A 21,348-nucleotide genomic window follows, 5' to 3' on the forward strand; every position below is an offset into this window, starting at 1 on the left:
CGCGGGAAAGTTTTAGAGCGCTTATAAAAAATGCGTTTGGAAGCTAGGCTTATCCGCTTTCGCGTATAGATCGCCGCGTTGAACGATATTTGAGGGATTGAAGTTATGATTATAGACACGCATATTCACCTAGATCATCGCGACTACGACGACGATCTAATCGAGGTTATAGCGCGAGCGCGAGAAGCGAACGTCGGCGCGTTTATTATTCCGGGCGCAGACCCTAGCGATCTAGGCAAAGCCGAGGCGATCGCCAGATCAAACGAAGATATCTTGTTTGCCGTCGGCGCGCACCCATACGATATTGATCGTTTCGACGAAGCGGCTATGTCGCCGTTCTTGGTTAATCCAAAATGCGTCGCCGTCGGCGAGTGCGGGCTGGATTATTTTCGCCTGCCAAAAGAGCCAAATCAAGCCGCCGCGATCAAAGATCGGCAGCGGGCGATCTTTCGGCGACATATTGAAATAGCAAACGATCGCAAACTGCCGCTGATCGTCCATATCCGCGACGCTTCGAGCGACGCTTTAGAGGCGTTGCAATTCGCCAAAACGGGCGGGGTTTTACACTGCTTTACGGGCGACGAGCGGCTTTTGAGCCTCGCCGATCGCGGTTTTTATTTTGGTATCGGCGGCGCGCTAACCTTCGCAAACGCGCAAAAGTTGCGCGACGTTACGGCGAATATTCCGCTCAATCGCGTCGTTCTTGAAACCGACGCGCCCTATCTCGCGCCCGCTCCGCATAGAGGCAAGCGCAACGAGAGCGCTTTTTTAGAGTTTGTCGTCCAAAAACTAGCGGAAATTAAAGGGCTGCCGCGCGAGACGATCATCCGCGAAACGACGCGAAACGCGTTCGATTGTTTCTCTCTTAAGCCCTTTTTGGCAAAAATTATCGGTTAAATCAATCAATTTAGGAGTTAGCGATAATGGGACAAGTTACCGAAACAACAACGGAAACTTTTGACGAGAAGGTCAAAGAGGGCGTAAGTCTAGTTGATTTTTGGGCGCCTTGGTGCGGTCCGTGCCGAATGATCGCGCCGTTGATCGAAGAGTTGGCGGGGCAATACAAGGACAAGGTTAGCGTAGGCAAAGTGAACGTAGATGAAAATCAAGACTTAGCCGCGCGTTTTGGCGTGCGATCCGTTCCTACGATCCTCTTTTTCAAAGACGGCGAGCAGGTCGATAGCATAGTTGGTCTTCAACCGAAACAGAAGTTCGCGGAGAAGCTCGACGCTCTTATCGGCGCCTGATAAAGCCGAAAACTCGGTGAAAGATTAGCGTTTTGCGTCGCGGCGCGTTTCGCCTCAGAGGGGCGATGTTCTCGTCGTTCTTCGTCGCCGCTATGGCGGCGGCGAGTTTTGTTTATTACAACTACAAGTTTTCGCGCTTTAACTTTATCGACTTTGGTCAGTGGACGTTCTACACGGGCGACGGCGATATATTCGCCCCGACGGAGGAAGCCTATATTCTCATAATTTACAGCGAGATGCAAGAGGACGCGCGGTCGGTGATAAAGCGCGTCAAAAACGTTAAAAACCTGACGATTCTTGCCGTCGATCTCGCGCAGGGGCGCAAACCTAGCGAAAACGGCGCGATCTATATGACGGCTGGAATAAACACGCTCTTAAACGTCGTGCATAGATTTCACATAACCAAATCGCCGAGCGTTTTACTGCTTGAAAGGCAAAAAGGCGATCTATATAAACAAGGAACGCTGATTGAGGTTCTATAGCGGCTCTTTTGCTATGATAATAGTTTAGCAATCAAGGAGAACGTTATGTTAGATTTAGCGATTATAGGCGGCGGTCCCGCGGGATTAACGGCGGGTTTATACGCCGCGAGAGGCGGCGTGAAAAACGTCGTTTTGTTTGAACCCGCTATGCCGGGCGGACAGATTACCCAATCGAGCGAAATAGAAAATTATCCGGGTAAATTAGAGGTTATTAGCGGCATGGAGTTTATGCAAAGCTGGTTGCCGCAGGCGCAAAAATTCGGCTTAAAACACGAGAGCGACGAGATCGCGCGAGTCGCCAAAAGCGATCAGGGGATTTTTATCCTTACGACAAGCGGCGGTAAAACGATCGAAGCCAAAGCGGTAATTTTCGCCACAGGCTCCGTCCCGAAAAAGATCGGCTTCGAGGGAGAGGACGAATTTTTTGGTCGAGGCGTGAGCGTATGCGCCACCTGCGACGGCTTTTTTTACAGGGGCAAAGAGGTCGCGATCATAGGCGGCGGCGACGCGGCTTTGGAGGAGGCGATCTATCTGGCGAAAACCTGCAAAAAGGTCTATATAATCCATCGCAGAGAGGGCTTTCGCGCCGCGCCTTCGACGGTTGAGAGGGCAAAAGCGGAGCAAAACATAGAGTTTGTTCTTAACGCCAAGCCAATTAAAATTTTAGGCGATTCGCAAAACGGCGTAACGGGAGTCAAGGTGGCGATCGACTCCAAAGGCGAGATCGATATAAATGTTCCGGGCGTGTTCGTATTTGTCGGCAGAAGCGTAAAAAACGAACCGCTTAAAGATCAAAAAGGCGGCTTTATCTGCGCGACCAACGATAAGGGCGAAGTTATAGTCGATCTTAAAATGCGAACTAATTTAGAGGGATTTTTCGTCGCGGGAGACGTTCGCGCCGACTCGCCAAAACAGGTGGTGTGCGCCGCGTCCGACGGCGCTATATCCGCTCTTAGCGCGATCGAGTATTTAGAGCGAAAGAGAGGCTAAAATGGCGCGATTTGGGATATACGGCGCCAACGGACGAATGGGCAAACTGCTTTGCGCTCATCTCGCGGCGCATAACGAGCATAGTTTGGCGAGCGTCTTCGTTCGAGAAAAACTCGATTTTTCTTTGCCGCCGCAAACGCTTGCGACAAACGATCTACGCGCTTTCCTAAACGAAACGCAAATAGCGGTGGATTTCACCTCTCCAAGCGGAACCGAAACGCTGCTTGAAGCCGCGCTAAACGGCAAATCGCCCCCGCTTGTTATCGGGACGACGGGGCTTAACTCGCACCAACAGAACCTGCTTAAACAGGCGGCGGAGAAAACGCCTATACTCTACGCGACCAATATGTCGCTTGGGATCGCGCTGCTAGACAATCTTGTTTATGCCGCCGCGAAAGCGTTAAAGGATTTCGACGTAGAGATTACCGACATGCACCACAACCGCAAAAAAGACGCGCCAAGCGGCACCGCGCTTAGCCTCGCGGCAAGCGTCGCGAAAGCGCGCGAAACGGAGCTTGACAAAGCTATGGTAAGCGGGCGAAACGGCTCGATCGGCGAGCGGGCGAAAGAGGAGATAGGCGTTTTTAGTTTGCGCGGCGGCGATATTGTCGGCGAACATACCGTCGGCTTTTACGGCGAGGGCGAATATATCCGCTTTACGCACGCCGCCACAAGCCGCTCCACCTTCGCCGTCGGCGCGATCAAGGCGGGAGCTTGGCTTCTATCTCAGCCAAACGGCTTGTATTCGATCCGGGATTACTTCCAGCTCTAAAGGGAGGATTTTTTGCGCGATCTTCAGGAAAAATGCGCGGTAGTCGGCGTTTTCGGCGTTAAGAGCGCCGCCAAAATAGCCTATTTGGGGCTTTACGCTATGCAACATCGCGGGCAGGAGGCTACGGGCATATCGGTCAGCAACGGCAAAAAAATCTCTACGATAAAAAACCGCGGGCTTGTGTCGATGGTTTATGACGAGCAGATGTTGGGAAAATTACGCGGCGAAAGCGCGATCGGACACAACCGCTACTCTACGGCGGGAGAGGACTCCATTCTCGACGCGCAACCCGTTTTCGCCCGTTACGCGCTAGGCGAAATGGCGATCGCGCACAACGGCAACTTTCCAAATTGGCTCCAAGTGCGCGATAAGCTGATCGAAAACGGCGCAATCTTCAGCAGCTCTATGGACACGGAAAACCTTATCCACCTGATCGCCCAGAGCAAAGATTCGCGGTTGCGCCTTAGAATCCTCGACGCGCTAAAACAAGTTGACGGCGCTTACTCCCTGCTCTTTTTAAGCCGCACGAAACTATTTGTCGCGCGCGATCCGCAGGGTTTTCGCCCTCTTTCGTTGGCGCGAATCGGCGACGGATATATGATCGCCAGCGAAACCTGCGCCTTTGATCTAGCGGGGGCGACCTATATCCGCGATATAGAACCGGGCGAAATGATCGCGTTTGAAAGAGGCAAGGAACCGGAGTCGATCCGCTTTGCCAAAAGCGAGCCGAAACACTGTATTTTTGAGCATATCTACTTTGCCAGACCCGATAGTTTTCTCTGCGGCGAAAGCGTATATGCCGTGCGCAAAGAGCTAGGCAGGTTGTTGTGGCGCGAAGATCCGATCGAGGCGGATATGGTTATCCCCGTTCCGGACTCCAGCATTCCGCACGCGATCGGCTACGCGCAGGAAAGCTCCATGCCTTTCGAGCTTGGCATTATTCGCAACCACTACGTCGGCAGAACGTTTATCGAGCCGCTTCAGGAGATTCGCGATCTGAAAGTCAAAAGAAAACTTAGCCCGATCAAAGAGCTAATTAGCGGCAAACGGCTTGTTATCGTCGATGATAGCATAGTGCGCGGCACGACAAGCCGCAAGATCGTATCGCTATTAAAAGAGTGCGGCGCAAAAGAGGTGCATATGCGAATCGCCTCGCCCGCCATCGTTTTTCCCTGTTTTTACGGCATAGACACGCCCCACCAAAGCGAGTTAATCAGCTACAAAATGCGTTCCGACGAAATATGCGCCTACCTCAAAGCGGACTCTTTGCGCTTTTTGTCGATCGACGCGCTGAAAAAGGCGGTGCACGATCACAACGACTTCTGCCTTAGCTGTTTTGACGGGCGGTATTTTCACTGACGATGAAAGTTTTGCCCACCTTCGGGCGGTATCTGCGGCGGCGCTTTGGCTTTCCCGTCGTCAAAATCCCGCTTTCGATCCCAGCCTTCACCTGCCCTAATATAGACGGCAGATACGCTCGCGGCGGTTGCTCCTATTGCGTTAATGAATCGTTTAGCCCAAATCTCGCGAAAAGCCCCGCGATCGCTACTTTGGATACGCAGTTATCCGCGTTGCGAAAGCAATACCGCGAGAGCGCGAAAACGCTCGGCGCTCTTGGCTTTAAGGGTTTTTTAGCCTACTTTCAATCCTTTTCTAACACCTACGCGCCGCTTGAGACGCTTAAAGCTCTGCACGCCGCCGCTATGCGGTTAAAGAAATGCGTCGGGATCAGTATCGGCACGAGAGCCGACTGCATAGACGACGAAATACTAGAGTATATATGCGATCTAAACAGGCGAACCTATCTGTGGATCGAAATCGGCGCGCAAAGCTCGCATAACGACGCTCTGGAGGCGATCAACCGCAGCGAAACTTTTGAGGTCGTAGCGCGAACGATCGCTAAATTAAAATCGCGCGGCGTAAGAGTTTGCGCTCATACGATTTTCGGGTTGCCCGCCGAAACGGACGATATGATTATGCAGACAATCGATCGCGTAGCGGCGCTGAATATCGACGCGATAAAAATACACCCGCTATATATCGTTAAAAACGCCGCGATCGCAAAAACAGACGTCGAGCCGCTCTCGATCGAGCGATATTTGAATCTGCTTACGGCGGCGATCAAACGGCTCCCTTCAAATATAATCTATCAGCGCGTCAGCGCGGGAACGGACGATAAGAGTCTGATCGCGCCGCTATGGTGCAAAAACAAAAACCTCGCTATGGGCGCTATCAGAGAGCGCTTGCTTAAAGAAGGCTTTATCTATTAAACGGGCGCTATTAAAAAAAGCGAATAAACCGCTCTCGCGATCGCGCGCGGCGGCGTTGGCAAAACCGCCGATCGTTAAAGGTTTATAGACTCGTTTAAGGAGTTTTGCAAGAGGTCTTAAAGAGAATGTTAGACGCTTTATGCGAGCTGATATTCGGTTCAGCCCAAAACGAGATTTTGGGCGGATAAATAAATTAACGCCGAACTGGCGTTGCAAAGAGTAGATAGCTTTTCGGCGCAAGCGTCTCTTTTTATATGCAAATAAACGGCGTTGAAAGGCTTTATGAAGAGTTAAAAAGTAAAAACCTTCAAGTCTCTGAACTAAAATTGACATGGTATGGGGCGCAAGAGTTTTACGTTAAAGACGACAACGGCTATATTTTAGGTTTTGCCGAAGATAAATCTTAATCGTTGGCGCGCGCGGCTCGATAAATTGAGGGGCGACGTTAAATTGCCTTTGAAATCGGACGCGCTCGTCGATAATGCAAGCGGCGTTAAACGCGTCGTCGCTTAGGCTCGAACGGCGATCAGGCTATCGAGCGCGACAACGCCGCGTCTAGGTCGTTTAATACTCTACGAAACAACCTATCTCGTTCCCATAGGGCGCGGATTACGGGAGCGTAGCCGTCGCGAGATCGAGGCTTGGCGGCGCGCTTATTTTTCAGCCTAAAAGGTAAAATTGACTCGGCTAAGTCTCTTTGACGATTGTTTGCGCTACGCTACTCCTAGTTGGCGAAGTAACTACCGCAAGAAAGGATAGACAATGACAGGCGCAATCATAGCTTACGGCGTATATGGCGTTCTATCGGTTTTTGCCGTATTGATGATCATTGGTCAATACCGAGAGAGCCGTAGAAACAGTAATAGATTTGGACGGCGAAACCGAACTCCAACCGCCGTTTAACCGCGCTGTCTCGCCAAACCATTCGGCAATAGAGCTTGCGACGCTTTAACGCAAAGGCTTGCCTTTTGTTGGTTGATCAAACGGCAGTCGGCGCTTTTAGCCGATTGCGCGTAAAGATAGCGTTTGATTTCAACAAAAGCGATCGTAAGGTTTCAAAAACGCCGCCGCCGCGGGCGATCTGGACAAATCCTTGCGCCATAAAATTGACGGCGCGGCGCAAATAAACCGCCGCTAAAGTAGCGCGTTGCGATCGGGCTATCTCTCGAAATAACCGCTTAGCTACAACAAATAGCGACGCGGTTTGAAACCAAGCGAAAGATAAAGAGCGCTCTATCGCGCGGCATAACAAGCGATCGGCGCGTAATCCGTAACGTCGGAGGCTTTTTACGCAAGAGCGGCGATCGCGGCTTTACTTCCTCGCGTCAGCTTTGGTAAATTTTAGAAAGGGGCGTTGATCTTCTCGTGATTTAGTAGCCACGCCTTTTTGCTTGCGCCCCAGCCGTAAGCGCCAACGCCGCCGCTCGCGTGCAATACGCGGTGGCACGCGATCGCGATCGCGAACGGATTACGGCTAACCGCGCAAGCGGCGGCGCGATAGGCTTTCGGGTTGCCCGCCAGCGCGGCGAGGGAGCCGTATGAGAGCGTTCGAGCGTATTCCACGCGCAAAAGCGCCAAAAGAACTTTTTTATAAAAAGGTTGCGGCGGCAACTTAAACGGCAAAACCGAAAAATCGGGGCGCTCGCCTCGAAAATAGTCGTCTAGCAACTCAATCGCTTTGGCGGAAACGGGGTTTGAAACCCGCTTGCCGTCCGGTTTGCGAAAGCCGATCGACAAAAGCCGCGTCTCGTCGGCTAAAACGAATAACTCGCCGATTGGCGTTTCTAGCGTTTCGTAACTCGCCAAAGACAATTTTGCGCCCTCTTAAATATTTAGCGCGATCTTATCAATTTTGCGCTGTCGGACGCGCCTTGCAAAATCTCCTTAGATCGGCAAACTTCTAATATTTTTTCGCCGCCAGCCTCCGATCGCGATTAGGCGCTCGCTAGTTTGCGACGCAAGACGACAGATAGCGTATCCTTGAAGATCAATATATAGCCGATCGTAAATAACCCGCCGCCTACGCGCGAGAGCGGATCGTATAAAATCCCAATCGCTAAACAGACGATCGAGGCGATATGAAAAATCATTTGCAAACGCATAGCGTTTTTAGATATAAAACTATCTCTCATAAGCGTATCTATCGCGGCGGTTCGCTCAAGATTAAAATGTGAGAAAAACGGCATAACTTTATAAACCGCCGCGTTAATAAACGATAAAACAAATCCGCCAATAAACAGTATGGCAAACATTGCGTCGTAACGCTCGCCTTCGATAAACAAAAATGGCGCGGAAGCGATAAGGCAACACATAGAAAACCGCCAAAACGACGGATCCTCGTCGCCTCGCTCGCGCCGACGCGTCCTTATAAGCGAGATAACGCCGAAGGTTGTTAAAACCGCCGCCGCGCATATTTTAACGACCAAGGCGACATAAAACCGATCGATCGATAAGAGGACAAAAAACGACAGAATAATCAACGTAAAATACAGTAGCGGAACGCCAATTTGACAGCATATCTTTGGATACGGCGGCGTAGCGTAAAGTAGGGGCAAAAACCGCCTTGAAACGCTCATGATCAACAAAGAAATCCACATTACAAAGCCCCAGCTTAAATGCAGATCGGATAATGTTACGCTCGCTTGATCGGCGGGTTGAAGGCAGCGCTCCAACGATAGATGCGCTCCTAGCAAAACGGTAATCGCTAATCCGATCAGCGCGAGGCGAATCAGCCATATAGAAGAGTCTGAATCTTGGAGACGATATAGCTTATATATTATAGTAACGGCGAATGGAATCAGCGACAAAAAAAACGCGACGCCGCCCAGCGTAAAACCGATCGGTTCGGCGGCGATGAATCCGTAACAAAGCGCCAATACGCCAATATTTAACGCAAAAAATACGACGGATGAAAACCGCTTAACCGCAAACGACGCCGCGCTTGCGGCTAGCGCCAAAAAAAGCGCGCCGATCGCGATCATAGAGATTAAACCGATCGCGACGATATGAGTTAGCGCGTAGGAAAGCGGTTGAAAGCGGTCGATAAGCGGCGACGATCCATTAGCGGCGATTATCGCGCCCGCAACGACTCCAAAGAGCGGCGCGGCGAGAAAAAAACGCGAAACCGCCCGCTCTATCGACAAATCCTCGCTCATATCGCCCGCTTCGGCGCCAAAAAGAGGCGCGCGCGTATCGCACGCAAAAAAGCCGCGCTCTTTGCCGTCTGTTTTGATCGCGTTTTTCGCCCGTTTTGTTTCCGCTCGTCGATCGTAAAACGCCGTTTCAGGCAGGCGGTCGTTATACCGAAAAAATCGACGGCGCTCAAATAAAACTCGATTGGCATATCCGCGTCCTTGCGGCGCAATTGTGCCAAAAAATGGTTCAATCTCCGTTTATAACCCGATCCGTTTAAAATGTCCTTGCGGCGCTTTGCATACTAGACAGGCTTTCGGCGCGTTTTTGCCTCTGTGAACGTGTCCGCAAATATCGCATATCCAGATTTCCTCGCTTTCGCTCGCAAAAAAGCCGCGCTCTCTTAATTCGTTCTCAAGCGCGAGATATTTCGCCTCGTGTTCCACCTCTACCTTGCCAATCGAATTAAACAGCCTAGCTATATCGTCAAACCCCTCTTCTTTGGCGATTTTCGCGAAATCCGGATACATAGTCGTATGCTCGTATCGCTCTCCCGCCGCGGCGTAAAGTAGATTTGCGGACGTTTTTTCCCAATCGTCGCCTCTAGTTAGCCTGTTATACGCCGCAAACTCCATTTTGGCGTGGTTATGTTCGTTGAAGGCAAACTCGTCGAAAAAAGCGGCGATCTGATTAAATCCCTCTTTTCTCGCTATTTCGGCGAAAAAGTTGTATTTATTGCGCGCCTGCGACTCTCCCGCGAACGCCTTGAGCAAATTAACCGCCGTTACATTCTCGTTGACGACTTGCATTGGCTCGCCGCAACAGGTTAAAACGCCGCCGCCGACCTTTTGAATCTCCGCTTCGTTGCCGCATTTAGCGCACCTGAACGTTTGATACTGTTTCATTTCTCCATCCTTTTTATTTTGAATGGCGTAAGCATAACCTTTTTTTAATTAAGAATTTTTATTCTTTGATAATCGCGCGCGGAGCGCTAAAAGTCGGGCTGTGATACCATAAAGCGATTTAGAAACGCGCGCAAGCGGTTTAAAACTATTTTAAGGCGTTTATATGTCGTCGATTGAAAACGTAGAAAACAACCCTAACCTAAACAACGCGAAAACCGTAACGATTATGAGGCGCGTGCTTGAGACCAACGACCAAAACGCCGTCGCCAACCGTCGCGAGTTTGACGCGAAAGGCGTTCTGGCGATCAACCTTATGTCAAGCCCCGGTAGCGGCAAAACGACGCTGTTAGAGGCGACGGCGAAAGCGGCGGATTTTAAGTTCGCCGTGATCGAGGGCGATATGGAGACCAACCGCGACGCCGAGCGGCTCGCCAAGCTCGGCGTGCAGGCGTATCAGATTACGACGGGGACGGCTTGCCATCTCGAAGCGGATATGGTGCGCGACGCGATGGGCAAAATGGAGCTAGGCGGCTTGGACGTCGTTTTTATCGAAAACGTGGGCAACCTCGTATGCCCCGCAAGCTACGAGCTTGGATCGCATATCAACGTCGCGCTGATCTCTACTCCCGAAGGCGACGATAAGGTGTTGAAGTATCCCGTTATGTTTCGCGCCGTCGATCTGGCGCTGATTACGAAAGTCGAGCTGGCGGGGCTGTTTGATTTCAGCGTCGATCGGGTGGTAAGCGAAGCGAAGCGGCTAAAGCCCGAAATCGAAACGATCGCTTTGAGCGCCAAAACTGGCGAAGGCGTAGATCGCTGGCTTAGCTTTATCAAAAGCCGTCTGTCGTGAGCGGCGTTATCACGCTTGCGCACGGCGCGGGCGGGCTGGAGACCAAAGAGCTGATCGATCGAGTTTTCGCGCGCGCGCTTGGCAACGACTATCTAAGCGAGGGCGAGGACGCGGCGCTAATCCCCGCGGGCAGATACGCCGTTTCAACCGACGGCTTTATTGTTTCGCCGCCGATCTTTAACGGCGGCGATATTGGCAAGCTCGCCGTAGCCGGCAGTTGCAACGACGTGGCTATGCGCGGCGCGAAGCCTAAGTTTTTAACCGCGTCGTTTATTATCGAGGAGGGCGTAAGTTTTGATCTATTGGAGACGATTGTCGCCTCGTTTGCCGCCGAGCTGATAAAAAACGAGGCGAAACTGATCGCCGCCGACACAAAGGTAACGCCAAGAGATCAAGCGGGGGGCGGATTGTATATCGCCGCGAGCGCCTTTGGCGAGGTCAAGCTGGAGGGTTTGGGGGCGAAAAATCTTCGAGAGGGCGACTATATTATCGCAAGCGGAACATGCGGCGATCACGGCGCGGCGATCTTCGCGGCGCGAGAGGGCATAGCGTTAGAAGGCGATCTCAAAAGCGATTGCGCGTCGCTGTGGGGCTTGGTTTCGCGTTTGATCGACGCAAAATTGCCGATCGTCTGCATGCGCGACGCTACGCGCGGCGGCTTGGCGGCGGTTACAAACGAGTGGGCGATCGCCGCTAACGTCGCCATAACGCTTAAAGAGGCGTCCATCGGCGTGAAAAACGAGGTCAAAGGCGCGTGCGAACTGCTGGGCTTCGAGCCTTACGCGCTCGCCAACGAGGGAATGATGATCGTAGCCGCGCGCGGCGAAGCGGCGGCAAAAGAGGCGCTAAACGTTATGCGTTCAAATGCGCTTGGGCTTCGCGCCGCGATTATCGGGCATGTCGGCGGCGATCATAAAGGGCGCGTAGTTTTGGAAACGTCGCATAAAACCTCGCGCTTTTTAGAAACGCCAAGCGGCGAATTGTTACCGCGTATCTGTTAAATCGCCATGCACGAGTACTCGGTCGTTCAGGCGCTATTAGATCAGTGCGAGCGCGAGGCGAAAAAAGCGGGCGCGAGCAGGGTTTTGCGTATCGAGGTAAAAGCGGGCAAACTAAGCGGAATCGAGCCAAAACTGCTAAAAACGGCGTTTGAGTTTTTTAGCGAGGATAGTTTTTGCAAAGGCGCGAAACTGCGCGTGGTTACTCAAAACGTAGCGATCGAATGCAAAGAGTGCGGAGCTAAAAGCGAACTAACCGAGTTGGATTTTTGCTGTCCAAAATGCAAGAGCGCGGAAATAACGATTATCGACGGGGAAGACCTGATTTTAACAAGTATCGAGATGGAATAAACCCTCCGACCAAATCGGACTTTTGCCGTCCCAAACGCGAGAGCGCGTTAAACGCTTCGCCCGTCATTCCCGCGAAGGCGGGAATCCATAAAAAAGGTTAAAACAACCTACGCAATACGCTTAATATTACGATTGTCTAAAAGAGATGGATTCCCGCTTTCGCAAGAATGACAATTCGCGTCATACCCGCGTAGGCGGGTATCCATTTTTTGACGATCGCGGAAATGACAAGAGAAACGGGAACGGCAATGCGCGCGGCGGTTTAATCGCTTGCGACGCTAACTTCGGTTAAGGTTTTGCGATAGGGTATAGAACCGCTATCGCCATCAAACTTATCGCCCACAGAAGCGCCCGTCGCATAAACCTTGCCGTCTTTTGACAACGCGAAGGAGTGATAACTGCCGGTGGACGCGGCGATAATGTTTTTATCGCTTAAAACGCTAACTTCGGAAAGGTATTGCGGTTGGCATTGTCGCCTAAACCAAGCTGACCGTCGCTGCTATATCCCGTAACATAGACCTTGCCATCCTTTGATAGCGCGAGGGAGTGATTGTCGGCGGCGGATACGGCGATAATGTTGGATTTAATTTCGCCTTCGCCGCCTTCGTTTTCCGAGCTTTTCTTACCGCAACCAATCAAAGCGAACGAAATAAACGCGATCGTTAATAGTTTAGTAGAGATAAGAAATAGTTTTTTAAGCGGCGCTAAAACCGCTAGTTTAGTCAAAAGCGATCGCCGGTTATCCGTCGGCGACGGGTTTAATAACTCGCAATAGCAGATTGATTTAGATTGCGTTAGACTAATTTTTCTCAAAAAAGACGATAACACGACAAACTTCTTGACGGCTTAAAATAAAGCTCTTTGGGTAACAGCCCTATTTAACTTAAAACGTCGAGCGCCGCAAAAACGTTAGATCGCCGCGATAAAAGCAAATAACCTCCGTCGCCTCTTTTGGAGCGCCAACGCGATTTGCCAAAAGAGCTAACATAAGCCCAATATCCCCAAAGCGATCCGCTTATTTTTAGAGCGCTAACGCGGCGGCTTAGTCGCTTACAACGCGAAGCCTCGATCGCCTTTTGTCGTTAAAGCCGCGTTTGCCCTTGACTTTTAAGCGTCGCGGCGCTAGAATGGTTGAACAGTTATTCAACTATTGTGCGCTGCCGCCAATTGGCAAATCGCGCGGCAAACGCCAATACGCGCAAGGAGAAGATTGTGGGAATAAAAAACGACGCTTTGCTTATTGATAATAGCGCTTCGTCGGGATCAAACGGCGCGACGCATTCAAGAGCGGCAAACAACGGCGCGGCGGCTATCTGCGATTGCAACGTAATACACAAGGAGGTCGTCAATCGCGTGAGAGCGTCTATGCCAAGCGACGAAGCGCTCTTCGATCTAGCGGAGCTTTTCAAGGTTTTTGGCGATTCTACGCGGGTAAAGATACTTTGCGCGCTATTCCAAAATCGAATGTGCGTGTGCGATATAGCCGCGTTGCTCGGCATGACAAAATCGGCGATTTCGCACCAATTGCGCGTGCTAAAGCAGGCGAAGTTGGCGAAGTATAAAAAAGAGGGCAAGGTGGTCTATTACTCGCTTGAGGACGATCATATAAAAAACATATTTGATCAAGGTTTTAGCCATATTATGGAGTAACGCGGCGGCGTTTATTTTGCGGCGCGATCGCTAGTTTTCGATTAAGGACATAGCGATCGCGGGGGGCAAAAGTTACGCTTTATCAATCGGTTGAATATATGCTCAATTGATATATTAAACGCGCCTGATCGCGACCGCTTCAAATGTTCGGCGGACAAAGCGCGTTAGCGGCGAAAATCGTCAAAAGACGATCGCAAAGGGGAGATTTAAGATGCGCAAAACGATTAAACATAGCGGCGAAATTAACGCGGCGATCGGCGCTTGCGCCTGCCGCGACGGCGAAGACCGCAAACTATTTGGCAAGAAAGCGATAATCGCGGGCGTTTTGATCTACGCGCTCGGCGCGGCGATTAACTTGCTGTGCGATTTTAATTTCGCCGTCTTGGGCGACATAGCGGCGAAATTAGCGCCGTATTTTAAGCTGGCGATTTTCCTGATAAGTTACGTTTTAGTCGGCGGCGATATAGTCAAAAAAGCGCTTTCAAACGTTCGTCGCTCCAAAAACATTTTCGACGAAAATTTTCTTATGAGCGCCGCCTCTATCGGCGCGTTTGCCATTGGCGAATATCTTGAAGCCGTCGCGGTTATGGCGCTATATCAAATCGGCGAGGGATTGCAAGAAAGAGCGGCGGCAAACTCGAAAAAGTCTATAACGGCTCTGTTGGATATTAAGCCGGAATTCGCGAATTTGAAAGTGGGCGATCGGCTTGTCAAAACCGCGCCGCAATCAATCAAAGAGGGCGATATTATCGTGATCAAAGCCGGCGAGCGAGCGCCGTTAGACGGCGTTGTGCTAAGCGGGCGATCCGCGCTGGATATGTCCGCGCTTAGCGGGGAGTCCGCGCCCAAAGACGCGGCGGCGGGCGATACGATCTTATCGGGCGCAATCAATAAAAGCGGGGCGCTGACGGTAAAGGTAACGCGCGAGTTTTCCCAATCCGCCGTATCGAAGATCGTGAAATTCGTAGAGGAGGCGAGCGCCAAGAAAGCGAACGCGGAGCGGTTTATTACTAAATTCGCAAAAATCTATACGCCGATTGTGGTGGCGTGCGCCGCTATGCTCGCCGTTTTGCCGCCGCTATTGATAGGAGCGTCGTTTACCGAATGGCTTTATAGGGCGCTGATTTTTCTGGTCGTATCCTGCCCGTGCGCGTTGGTTATATCGGTGCCGCTTAGCTTTTTTGCCGGACTTGGCGGCGCGTCGAGGCGCGGCATACTGATCAAAGGCGGCAACTATCTGGAGGCGCTAAGCCGCGTCGATACGGTAGCCTTCGACAAAACGGGAACGCTAACCAAAGGCAAATTTTCGGTAAGCGAAATATCGCCAAGCAACGGATTTAGCGAAGACGACCTGCTTTTCTACGCCGCCGCCGCCGAATCCGCCTCGCCGCACCCGATCGGCGCGTCAATCGCCGCGGCATACGACAAAAAAATAGACCAAAACGACGTTTCCGATCGCGAAGAGCTGCTAGGGTTTGGCGCTAGCGCCGTAGCGCGAGGCAGAACGGTTTTGATCGGCGGCGAAAAGCTAATGCGAAGCCGAAACATAGCTTTTCAAGAGGCAAAAACGAGCGGCGCGGCGTATGTCGCGATCGACGGCGTATATGCGGGATATATCGCAGTAGCCGACGAGATAAAACAAGAGAGCCTGACGATAGCGCGGGAATTAAAGGCGCTTGGCGTCCGCAACGTCGTTATGCTAACGGGCGATCGCAAAGCCATAGGCGAAGAGGTCGCCGCGAAGCTGGCGATCGACGAGGTTTATTCGGAGCTGTTGCCGCTGGAAAAGGCGGAGAAGATCGAACTTTTAGCGCGCGAGGCTTCGGCGAACAAAAAATTAGTTTTTGTCGGCGACGGCATAAACGACGCGCCCTCTTTGGCTAGGGCGGACATAGGAATCGCTATGGGCGCGTTGGGCGGTGATATAGCCGTGCAAGCCGCCGACGCGGCGCTGATGAACGACAATCCGCAAAGCGTGGCGATCGCGATTAAAATAGGCAAAAAAACGACGGCGATCGCCTCTCAAAATATCGCTCTGGCGCTTGGCGTAAAAGCGCTGGTATTGGCGCTTAGCGCGTTTGGCGTAAGCGGAATGTGGGCGGCGATTTTCGCGGACGTCGGCGTAACGCTTCTAGCGACGCTAAACGCGACCAGAGCGTTCAGAATCTAACCGTAAAGACGCGGATAAAAGCGGCTAAGGCTTATGTTGTCTCCGCTAATAAACGCTAGTTGCGCATGCTTGACGTTTTACTCAAAGGGCGCTCGATATATAAGCGCGTTAATTGGCGCTATACAAACGCGAGATCGTCAAAAGCGAGCGAAATTTTGGCGGCGTTTGACTTTCTTTTTGCCGACGAACCCGCGCTAATTATAACCTTGCCGGTTTTTACGAGCGGATAAAAAGCGGTTTTTGAACGGGGCAAAGCCGCGCCGGCGTTTAAGATTTTTTAGCGTTTATAAAAACCGATTTTATACCTGCGTTTTGCTCGTCGCCGAAAGCTCTTCCATCTGATTTCTGATCCATCGTTCATATTCTTGATGAATCTGATCGGCGCTCTTGCCCTCCGTCTCGATCGGCTTTCCGATCCTAAGCGCGATCGTTCCGCTACGCTTTAGAAACTTTCTAGCCGGCCAACAAGCGCCCGCGTTGTGCGCGATCGGTAGCGCCGCCGCGCCGGTCTGTTTTGCCAATATCGCCGCGCTTCTTTTAAACTCGACCCTATCTCCTAACGCCACGCGCGTGCCTTCGGGAAAAATCAATACCGAGGATCCCGCTCTAAGTTTTTGCGCGCCGACCTTTAACACCCGTTTGGACGCGCCGACGGCGCTTGAGCGATCAATGGCGATCGGACGCAAGAACGCCAGCGACCAGCCAAAAAACGGAATCCACAATAGCTCGCGTTTCAAAATGGTGCAGATAGGCACGATTAACGTTTGCAACGCGTATGTTTCCCAAGCGCTCTGATGGTTGGCGACGACTACGACGGCTCTGTCCTTCGGTATATTTTCCAGCCCCTCAAAGCGGTATTTCACCCCGCAGGTAACGCGAAGCCAAAACGACGAGCAGCGAAAAACGCCTATCGGCACAAAAAAACGCGCTTTATACGGGATAAATATCCCTAGTAACGCTCCGGTAGCCGTAATAGAAAAAACAATCAGAAAGTAGCCCGCCGCGAACAAAAAGGAGCGAAAATACATAGCCAAATCTCCCGAATAACGCGCGAATTCTAGCCGATTTTGCCAAAACGCCATAATGCGTAACGCCCGCGCGAAAAACGGCGGCAAAAAAGCGCGTATTTACCCGCGCGTTCTAACGCGCGATTGTCGCTTTATTCAATGTCGAGACTAGAAAAATGTTCGTCGCGATCTTTTCGTTCGTCTTGACGGCGTTCCGCGCGATTAGCGATCCTGCCGTGCTTTAGCCATACGGCTCGCTCGGCGCGTTTTGCCACCGTTTTATCGTGGGTAACGACGATAATCGCGCTGCCTTCGGCGTTAAGATTGGCGAAAATATCCATTACGATCTTCTCGTTCTCCTCGTCGAGATTACCCGTCGGCTCGTCGGCTAGGATCAGCTTGGGGTAGTTGATCAGCGCTCTAGCGATGCAAACCCTTTGACGCTCGCCGCCCGAAAGCTCTTTGGGCAGATGTTTGCCCCGATCGCCTAGCCCCACGCGCTCTAGCGCCTTTTTCGCCTCCCGCTCGTCCGCCATGCTGTGGTAATACTGCGCCAACATCACATTTTGCAGGGCGTTTAGATACGGCACAAGGTGAAACTGCTGAAATATCAAGCCGATCTTCTCTCTTCGTATGGCGGTCAGCGTTTTCAGGCTCGCCTTAGATATGTCCTCTCCGTCGAAAATTGTCGTTCCGCTCGTGGCTCTGTCCAGACAACCGACTATGTTCATCATAGTGGTTTTGCCCGATCCCGAAGGACCCATCACCGCAAGCCACTCGCCCTCTTTTACCTCCAGATCGACGTTGTTAAGCGCCGCGAGCGAGTCGTATAGCACGGACACGCTTTTAAGTTCTACTATATTCATCGTTACTCTCCTCTTAAAACCGCGATCGGATCGACGCTCGTCGCCTTATAAACGGGGAAGATAGCCGCCGTCGCCGTGAAAGCGACGCAAACCGCGATCGATACGAGCGCCAAGCCAACGTCAAAATTTATCGAAGCGTCAAACACCGATAAACTTGTAAAGTTCGCGAACGCGAAGCCAAACAGACAGCCAAGAATCCCGCCTAAAAACCCTAAAATGATCGCTTCGGATAAAAATTCAAATGCTATATCTCGATTTTCCGCTCCGATCGCCTTCTTTAGCCCGATCTCCTTTTGGCGCTCCAAAACGGTCGCCGCCATAGTGGAAGAAACGCAGATCATCGTGAGCGCGATCGCGGCGATCGTTACAAGCGCCATCAGCGCCCTAAGTTTTGTTAGCACCGCGTTTTCGGAGTTTGCCACTCTCTTGATCGATTTTGGCGTTATACGCGGCAGCTCGTTTGCCAAAAGCGCTCGCAACTCCTCCAAAGCCTCGCCGGAGAGGCTAACCGACAGCTCCGCTAGATCAGCCGCGTAGCCGTCGCCGATATTCATATACAAAAAGCCGTCCCCGCCGCCGCCCGTTTTTACGATCGCGCTGATATTTACCTCTCTAGCCTCAAGCTCCGTTACCGAGCCTATCTCTAGTTTCAGAGCGTTTGCCAGATCGACTCCCGCGATCGCCTCGTTAGCGTTTTTAGGAAGCGTTCCGTTAAGCTGCCAATACGGATTGATGGCGAAGGCTTGTTCAAGATCGGAATACGCCGTCGTTATAGGTTGCTGATTTAGCCGCATACTTTTATACATATAGGGAGCGGCGCCCACCAGCGAGCCTTGCGGCGCCAGCTCTTTTATCTTTGATAAATCCTCTTTAGACACGCCGTTCTCGCCGATTAGAATAATGTTCGCCCCGTAAGCGCGAAAGACTTCGGCTAATCTGCGCGGCATATCGTAATAGATGGCGAGCATGCCAAAAAACGCCGTCGCGCCAAGCGAAACGGCGAGCAGAGCCGTCGCTATGCGCGATCGCCTGCGGATAAATACTCCTAGCAACGCCGCTAGAAATAGCTTGAGGTTTGCCGCGCGCGCGATCTTAACCATGCAAAGCCTCGGCGGGACGAGTCGCGCACAATATTTTCATAGCGGGCGCGCTCCCTATAATCGTCGTAGCAAAAACGAGAAGCGCCACTATCGGGATCGCAAGGACGTTTGGCTCTACCGTCGCGTCAAACACGGCGCGACCGATAAAAGCGGCGAGCTTCAACCCCGCCAGATAGCCTATAAAAGCGCCCGCGAAAGCGGCGATCATCACCTGAGTTAATACCAGCAGAATAATCTGCGTATCGAGCGCGCCGATCGCTTTGAGCAACCCGATCTCGGCGGTTTTTTCCATAACGTAGGTCGTAACCAAGCTGGAGATGCCAAGCGCGGAGCAGGCGAGCGTCAAAGCGGTCAAAAGCAGCATAAGCAGTTGAATTTTGTTGAGTATCGCGCCTTCGGATTGCGAAATCTGCAAAACCGCTTTAGCTCGCGCGTTTGGCAGCGCCTCCTCGATCTGATAGGCGATAGAGCTTATATACGCGGTGCAATACCACGTCTCCCACTCGTCCAAAGAGAGGTTGCTTGGATCCTGCGCGGCTTTGCGAGCGAGATCGTTCTCCGGAGTGGTCAAGGCGCTTAGATCGACCTGCGAGATTAGCCCCTCTTTGCCCGCGATCGCCTGCGCCGAGGCAAGCGGCATAAAGATATAGTCGTCCTCCTCGCCGCCCGCTAAAAAGGCAGCCGTGATCGTAAATTTGCGCCCTTTTATTTCAATCTCGTCGCCCGCGCCAAGATTTAGCCTTTTTGCCGCTTCGCTTCCTATCATCGCCTCGTTTGGCGCGTCGTCTTTAGGCCATTCGCCCTCGATATGCCACCACGATTTCAGCCCGATAACCCCCGTAACGACGCTTTCGCCCGTAGGCAATTCGGACTCCTTATTGAACCATGTTCCAGCCAGACGAAAGGTTTCGCCGTTTATCTCTTCGTCCGCGAACAGAAACGGGGCGAGATCGACGATATTATGCGCCCAAAAGATGGTTTTGATCTTTAGCGCGTCTATCTCGCGGAGATATTCGGAGTTCGCGCTCTCCTCCTCGTTATACATATCGGAGAGGATCGAGGCAAACTTGGGGCGCACGACAATATTCGCGCCGTATGCCTTCAACTCCTTATTCACCTTGTCGCCTATGTCAAACATTGTGTTGAGCATAGCCGCCGCGATCGCCGCGCCCAACCCCGCGGTGATCGCGAGCGCCAAAAATTTGCCTCTTTGGCGCGCAAAAGCGCCTTTGATCATCTGTATAAACATTATCTAAACCTATCTTCCTCGTCCTCTAACGCTTTAACGTAAATGCGCAAAGTCGAATTTGTTACCTCGTATGGGAAGGGAATGGGGTTGCATCCGCCGCGAAAACCGATCGTCGCTTTGTTGATCGCCACGCCGCAACGCGAGCAGATCACCTTGCCCTTCTCCTCGTAGTATCCGCTTACGCCGCATATCTCGCACGCGTCCAGCCCCACTCCGTAACCGCCGCGATCTTTTTTAATGATGATAAACCTAATCTCGGTTCCGTTGGCGCTCTTATAGGCGTATCGTTTCAGCCGCCCGTCGTCGAACTCCTCCAGCGCGAAGACAATCACGCCGTTTTCGGCGCTTACGCTAACGGCGGGGGAGATTTCGACCTCTCTTTCGGCGAGATACGATCCGCCTTTGGCGAAGAGGGCGGCGGCGAAAAGCGAAAGCGTCGTTAAGACGTAAAAACGCCGTTTGCTCTTTGACTGCGCGAATAATTTACGCCTGATCGCGGGATTTGGAGCGGAGATCACGTTGAGTTTGTTTGCCGCGTAGAGCAGATCGCGGTTTGTGCCGCCGTTTTGCGACACGACGAATATCTTGCGGTTTTCTACCGCGTAGAGCGTCGCGGCTACGGAGACGGTTGCGGCGCAAGCGGCGTAAAACAGCCAACTAAGATGTTCAGAGATCAAGAAAACCGCGTCTATAAGCCAACGCGGGATTACGCCTCTTGGATAGAGCGCGTATATCACGCTTAGCGCCTCGTGAATAACGACAAGCAGAAGTATCGCGCCGCCAAGCGATAAAAAAATCTTTTTCGACGAGCTAAGCGCCGCTTGATAGACCGAGTAGTATAAGATTAGCAACGTCGCCAGAGCCAGCGCGTAGCCGAACCATTTAAGAGCAAACTCCTCGTTGTAGATGTTGTCCATTCCGACGGAAAACTCGGAAGGATAGAGAAATATATCGACAAGCCCGTAGGCAAGCAAAAGAAATAGTATAAGCGGGATAAAAAACCTAACGATCGCCGCCGAAGAGCGAAAACGCGGCGCGAAAAAGAGAAAAAACGCGAAAATAAGTTGCGCGATAATCAACGGAATCAGGATAATCAGATTGTAATACTCGCGGTTGATCCATCTGGTGTTAGCATACAAAATAGCGATTATTAGGGCGGTTAAAAACCCAAGAGCGGAAGCGACGACGACGCTTTTAGCGCGAATCTTCTCCCCGTCGGAAAGAGCGCCAAGCAAAACGCCCAGCAAAACAAGAGTAAAAAAGAGCGTGTTTATAACATTTACTAAATAGTGAAGCATTTTTCTTGACC

24 protein-coding genes are annotated in these 21,348 nt (G+C 51.8%); 13 read left to right on the forward strand and 11 right to left on the reverse strand.

The features are described from left to right. Nucleotides 1-105 precede the first annotated feature (105 nt). From LBF86_07745 to LBF86_07780, 8 genes are all read left to right on the forward strand, one after another. On the forward strand, nt 106-897 hold the full coding sequence (locus tag LBF86_07745; protein MDR0665393.1) for a TatD family hydrolase: 792 nt from the start codon (nt 106-108) through the stop codon (nt 895-897). A 26-nt stretch (nt 898-923) separates the two neighbouring features. Continuing rightward, a complete protein-coding gene (trxA, locus tag LBF86_07750; GenBank protein ID MDR0665394.1) occupies nt 924-1,247 on the forward strand; it encodes a thioredoxin in 324 nt (107 codons plus the stop codon). 65 nt (nt 1,248-1,312) lie between these two features. Continuing rightward, complete coding sequence (locus LBF86_07755) at nt 1,313-1,729, forward strand: hypothetical protein (protein MDR0665395.1); 417 nt, start codon at nt 1,313-1,315, stop codon at nt 1,727-1,729. A gap of 45 nt (nt 1,730-1,774) precedes the next feature. Then, the gene (trxB, locus tag LBF86_07760; GenBank protein MDR0665396.1) at nt 1,775-2,719 is read left to right on the forward strand and encodes a thioredoxin-disulfide reductase; all 945 of its coding nucleotides are present in this window, start codon (nt 1,775-1,777) and stop codon (nt 2,717-2,719) included. Nucleotide 2,720: 1 nt separating this feature from the next. Then, nucleotides 2,721-3,491 (forward strand): 4-hydroxy-tetrahydrodipicolinate reductase, encoded by a 771-nt coding sequence (gene dapB, locus LBF86_07765; GenBank protein ID MDR0665397.1) that lies wholly within the window; start codon nt 2,721-2,723, stop codon nt 3,489-3,491. 12 nt (nt 3,492-3,503) lie between these two features. Then, entirely contained in the window at nt 3,504-4,850 is a 1,347-nt protein-coding gene (gene purF / locus LBF86_07770; protein ID MDR0665398.1) for an amidophosphoribosyltransferase, read from the forward strand. 2 nt (nt 4,851-4,852) lie between these two features. Then, a complete protein-coding gene (locus LBF86_07775) occupies nt 4,853-5,761 on the forward strand; it encodes a TIGR01212 family radical SAM protein (protein ID MDR0665399.1) in 909 nt (302 codons plus the stop codon). A gap of 762 nt (nt 5,762-6,523) precedes the next feature. Beyond that, nucleotides 6,524-6,664, forward strand: coding sequence for a hypothetical protein (locus tag LBF86_07780; GenBank protein MDR0665400.1), 141 nt, complete (start codon nt 6,524-6,526; stop codon nt 6,662-6,664). A gap of 438 nt (nt 6,665-7,102) precedes the next feature. Here the strand turns inward: LBF86_07780 and LBF86_07785 are convergent, their stop codons facing one another. The 4 genes from LBF86_07785 to LBF86_07800 form a co-directional block, all read right to left on the reverse strand. After that, the gene (locus tag LBF86_07785; protein MDR0665401.1) at nt 7,103-7,573 is read right to left on the reverse strand and encodes a methylated-DNA--[protein]-cysteine S-methyltransferase; all 471 of its coding nucleotides are present in this window, start codon (nt 7,571-7,573) and stop codon (nt 7,103-7,105) included. A gap of 122 nt (nt 7,574-7,695) precedes the next feature. Beyond that, nucleotides 7,696-8,916, reverse strand: coding sequence for a hypothetical protein (locus tag LBF86_07790; protein MDR0665402.1), 1,221 nt, complete (start codon nt 8,914-8,916; stop codon nt 7,696-7,698). Next, nucleotides 8,913-9,104, reverse strand: a complete 192-nt coding sequence (locus tag LBF86_07795; protein MDR0665403.1) for a hypothetical protein — start codon at nt 9,102-9,104, stop codon at nt 8,913-8,915. Before LBF86_07795 ends, LBF86_07790 begins: the two co-directional genes overlap by 4 nt. A gap of 49 nt (nt 9,105-9,153) precedes the next feature. Continuing rightward, the gene (locus LBF86_07800) at nt 9,154-9,798 is read right to left on the reverse strand and encodes a rubrerythrin family protein (GenBank protein ID MDR0665404.1); all 645 of its coding nucleotides are present in this window, start codon (nt 9,796-9,798) and stop codon (nt 9,154-9,156) included. A 163-nt stretch (nt 9,799-9,961) separates the two neighbouring features. On the opposite strand from LBF86_07800, the gene hypB reads away from it, so the two are divergent. From hypB to hypA, 3 genes are read left to right on the forward strand one after another with little or no spacing between them, the layout of a single operon-like run. Continuing rightward, nucleotides 9,962-10,648, forward strand: a complete 687-nt coding sequence (gene hypB / locus LBF86_07805) for a hydrogenase nickel incorporation protein HypB (protein MDR0665405.1) — start codon at nt 9,962-9,964, stop codon at nt 10,646-10,648. After that, nucleotides 10,645-11,649: a hydrogenase expression/formation protein HypE gene (gene hypE, locus LBF86_07810; protein MDR0665406.1), complete on the forward strand. Its 1,005-nt coding sequence runs from the start codon at nt 10,645-10,647 to the stop codon at nt 11,647-11,649. The genes hypB and hypE overlap by 4 nt, the downstream gene beginning before the upstream one ends. A 6-nt stretch (nt 11,650-11,655) precedes the next feature. Continuing rightward, complete coding sequence (gene hypA / locus LBF86_07815) at nt 11,656-11,997, forward strand: hydrogenase maturation nickel metallochaperone HypA (GenBank protein MDR0665407.1); 342 nt, start codon at nt 11,656-11,658, stop codon at nt 11,995-11,997. 262 nt (nt 11,998-12,259) lie between these two features. Here the strand turns inward: hypA and LBF86_07820 are convergent, their stop codons facing one another. Continuing rightward, nucleotides 12,260-12,418, reverse strand: coding sequence for a hypothetical protein (locus tag LBF86_07820; GenBank protein MDR0665408.1), 159 nt, complete (start codon nt 12,416-12,418; stop codon nt 12,260-12,262). Nucleotides 12,419-12,429: 11 nt separating this feature from the next. After that, nucleotides 12,430-12,723: a hypothetical protein gene (locus LBF86_07825; GenBank protein MDR0665409.1), complete on the reverse strand. Its 294-nt coding sequence runs from the start codon at nt 12,721-12,723 to the stop codon at nt 12,430-12,432. Nucleotides 12,724-13,362: 639 nt separating this feature from the next. Between LBF86_07825 and LBF86_07830 the strand changes: the two genes are divergently transcribed. Together LBF86_07830 and cadA are read left to right on the forward strand one after the other, a co-directional pair. After that, a complete protein-coding gene (locus tag LBF86_07830; GenBank protein MDR0665410.1) occupies nt 13,363-13,647 on the forward strand; it encodes a metalloregulator ArsR/SmtB family transcription factor in 285 nt (94 codons plus the stop codon). Nucleotides 13,648-13,858: 211 nt separating this feature from the next. Next, complete coding sequence (gene cadA, locus LBF86_07835; protein MDR0665411.1) at nt 13,859-15,817, forward strand: cadmium-translocating P-type ATPase; 1,959 nt, start codon at nt 13,859-13,861, stop codon at nt 15,815-15,817. 299 nt (nt 15,818-16,116) lie between these two features. On the opposite strand, the gene LBF86_07840 is transcribed toward cadA, so the two are convergent. The 5 genes from LBF86_07840 to LBF86_07860 form a co-directional block, all read right to left on the reverse strand. After that, on the reverse strand, nt 16,117-16,845 hold the full coding sequence (locus tag LBF86_07840; protein MDR0665412.1) for a 1-acyl-sn-glycerol-3-phosphate acyltransferase: 729 nt from the start codon (nt 16,843-16,845) through the stop codon (nt 16,117-16,119). A gap of 131 nt (nt 16,846-16,976) precedes the next feature. Continuing rightward, on the reverse strand, nt 16,977-17,690 hold the full coding sequence (locus tag LBF86_07845; protein ID MDR0665413.1) for an ABC transporter ATP-binding protein: 714 nt from the start codon (nt 17,688-17,690) through the stop codon (nt 16,977-16,979). A 2-nt stretch (nt 17,691-17,692) separates the two neighbouring features. After that, nucleotides 17,693-18,790: an ABC transporter permease gene (locus tag LBF86_07850; protein MDR0665414.1), complete on the reverse strand. Its 1,098-nt coding sequence runs from the start codon at nt 18,788-18,790 to the stop codon at nt 17,693-17,695. Next, nucleotides 18,783-20,039: an ABC transporter permease gene (locus LBF86_07855; protein MDR0665415.1), complete on the reverse strand. Its 1,257-nt coding sequence runs from the start codon at nt 20,037-20,039 to the stop codon at nt 18,783-18,785. The genes LBF86_07850 and LBF86_07855 overlap by 8 nt, the downstream gene beginning before the upstream one ends. Beyond that, entirely contained in the window at nt 20,039-21,337 is a 1,299-nt protein-coding gene (locus LBF86_07860; GenBank protein ID MDR0665416.1) for a Fe-S-containing protein, read from the reverse strand. Before LBF86_07860 ends, LBF86_07855 begins: the two co-directional genes overlap by 1 nt. Nucleotides 21,338-21,348 lie beyond the last annotated feature (11 nt).

The sequence above is a fragment of the Helicobacteraceae bacterium genome (assembly GCA_031258155.1).
In the GTDB taxonomy this organism is placed as follows: Bacteria; Campylobacterota; Campylobacteria; order Campylobacterales; family SZUA-545; genus JAIRNH01.

Coding starts and splice junctions, on each gene's coding strand:
- LBF86_07745 (MDR0665393.1), top strand. CDS start 106: ATGATTATAGACACGCATATTCACCTAGATCATCGCGACTACGACGAC.
- trxA (MDR0665394.1), top strand. CDS start 924: ATGGGACAAGTTACCGAAACAACAACGGAAACTTTTGACGAGAAGGTC.
- LBF86_07755 (MDR0665395.1), top strand. CDS start 1,313: ATGTTCTCGTCGTTCTTCGTCGCCGCTATGGCGGCGGCGAGTTTTGTT.
- trxB (MDR0665396.1), top strand. CDS start 1,775: ATGTTAGATTTAGCGATTATAGGCGGCGGTCCCGCGGGATTAACGGCG.
- dapB (MDR0665397.1), top strand. CDS start 2,721: ATGGCGCGATTTGGGATATACGGCGCCAACGGACGAATGGGCAAACTG.
- LBF86_07775 (MDR0665399.1), top strand. CDS start 4,853: ATGAAAGTTTTGCCCACCTTCGGGCGGTATCTGCGGCGGCGCTTTGGC.
- LBF86_07780 (MDR0665400.1), top strand. CDS start 6,524: ATGACAGGCGCAATCATAGCTTACGGCGTATATGGCGTTCTATCGGTT.
- LBF86_07790 (MDR0665402.1), bottom strand. CDS start 8,916: ATGAGCGAGGATTTGTCGATAGAGCGGGCGGTTTCGCGTTTTTTTCTC.
- LBF86_07795 (MDR0665403.1), bottom strand. CDS start 9,104: ATGCCAATCGAGTTTTATTTGAGCGCCGTCGATTTTTTCGGTATAACG.
- LBF86_07800 (MDR0665404.1), bottom strand. CDS start 9,798: ATGAAACAGTATCAAACGTTCAGGTGCGCTAAATGCGGCAACGAAGCG.
- hypB (MDR0665405.1), top strand. CDS start 9,962: ATGTCGTCGATTGAAAACGTAGAAAACAACCCTAACCTAAACAACGCG.
- hypA (MDR0665407.1), top strand. CDS start 11,656: ATGCACGAGTACTCGGTCGTTCAGGCGCTATTAGATCAGTGCGAGCGC.
- LBF86_07830 (MDR0665410.1), top strand. CDS start 13,363: ATGCCAAGCGACGAAGCGCTCTTCGATCTAGCGGAGCTTTTCAAGGTT.
- cadA (MDR0665411.1), top strand. CDS start 13,859: ATGCGCAAAACGATTAAACATAGCGGCGAAATTAACGCGGCGATCGGC.
- LBF86_07840 (MDR0665412.1), bottom strand. CDS start 16,845: ATGTATTTTCGCTCCTTTTTGTTCGCGGCGGGCTACTTTCTGATTGTT.
- LBF86_07845 (MDR0665413.1), bottom strand. CDS start 17,690: ATGAATATAGTAGAACTTAAAAGCGTGTCCGTGCTATACGACTCGCTC.
- LBF86_07850 (MDR0665414.1), bottom strand. CDS start 18,790: ATGGTTAAGATCGCGCGCGCGGCAAACCTCAAGCTATTTCTAGCGGCG.
- LBF86_07855 (MDR0665415.1), bottom strand. CDS start 20,039: ATGTTTATACAGATGATCAAAGGCGCTTTTGCGCGCCAAAGAGGCAAA.
- LBF86_07860 (MDR0665416.1), bottom strand. CDS start 21,337: ATGCTTCACTATTTAGTAAATGTTATAAACACGCTCTTTTTTACTCTT.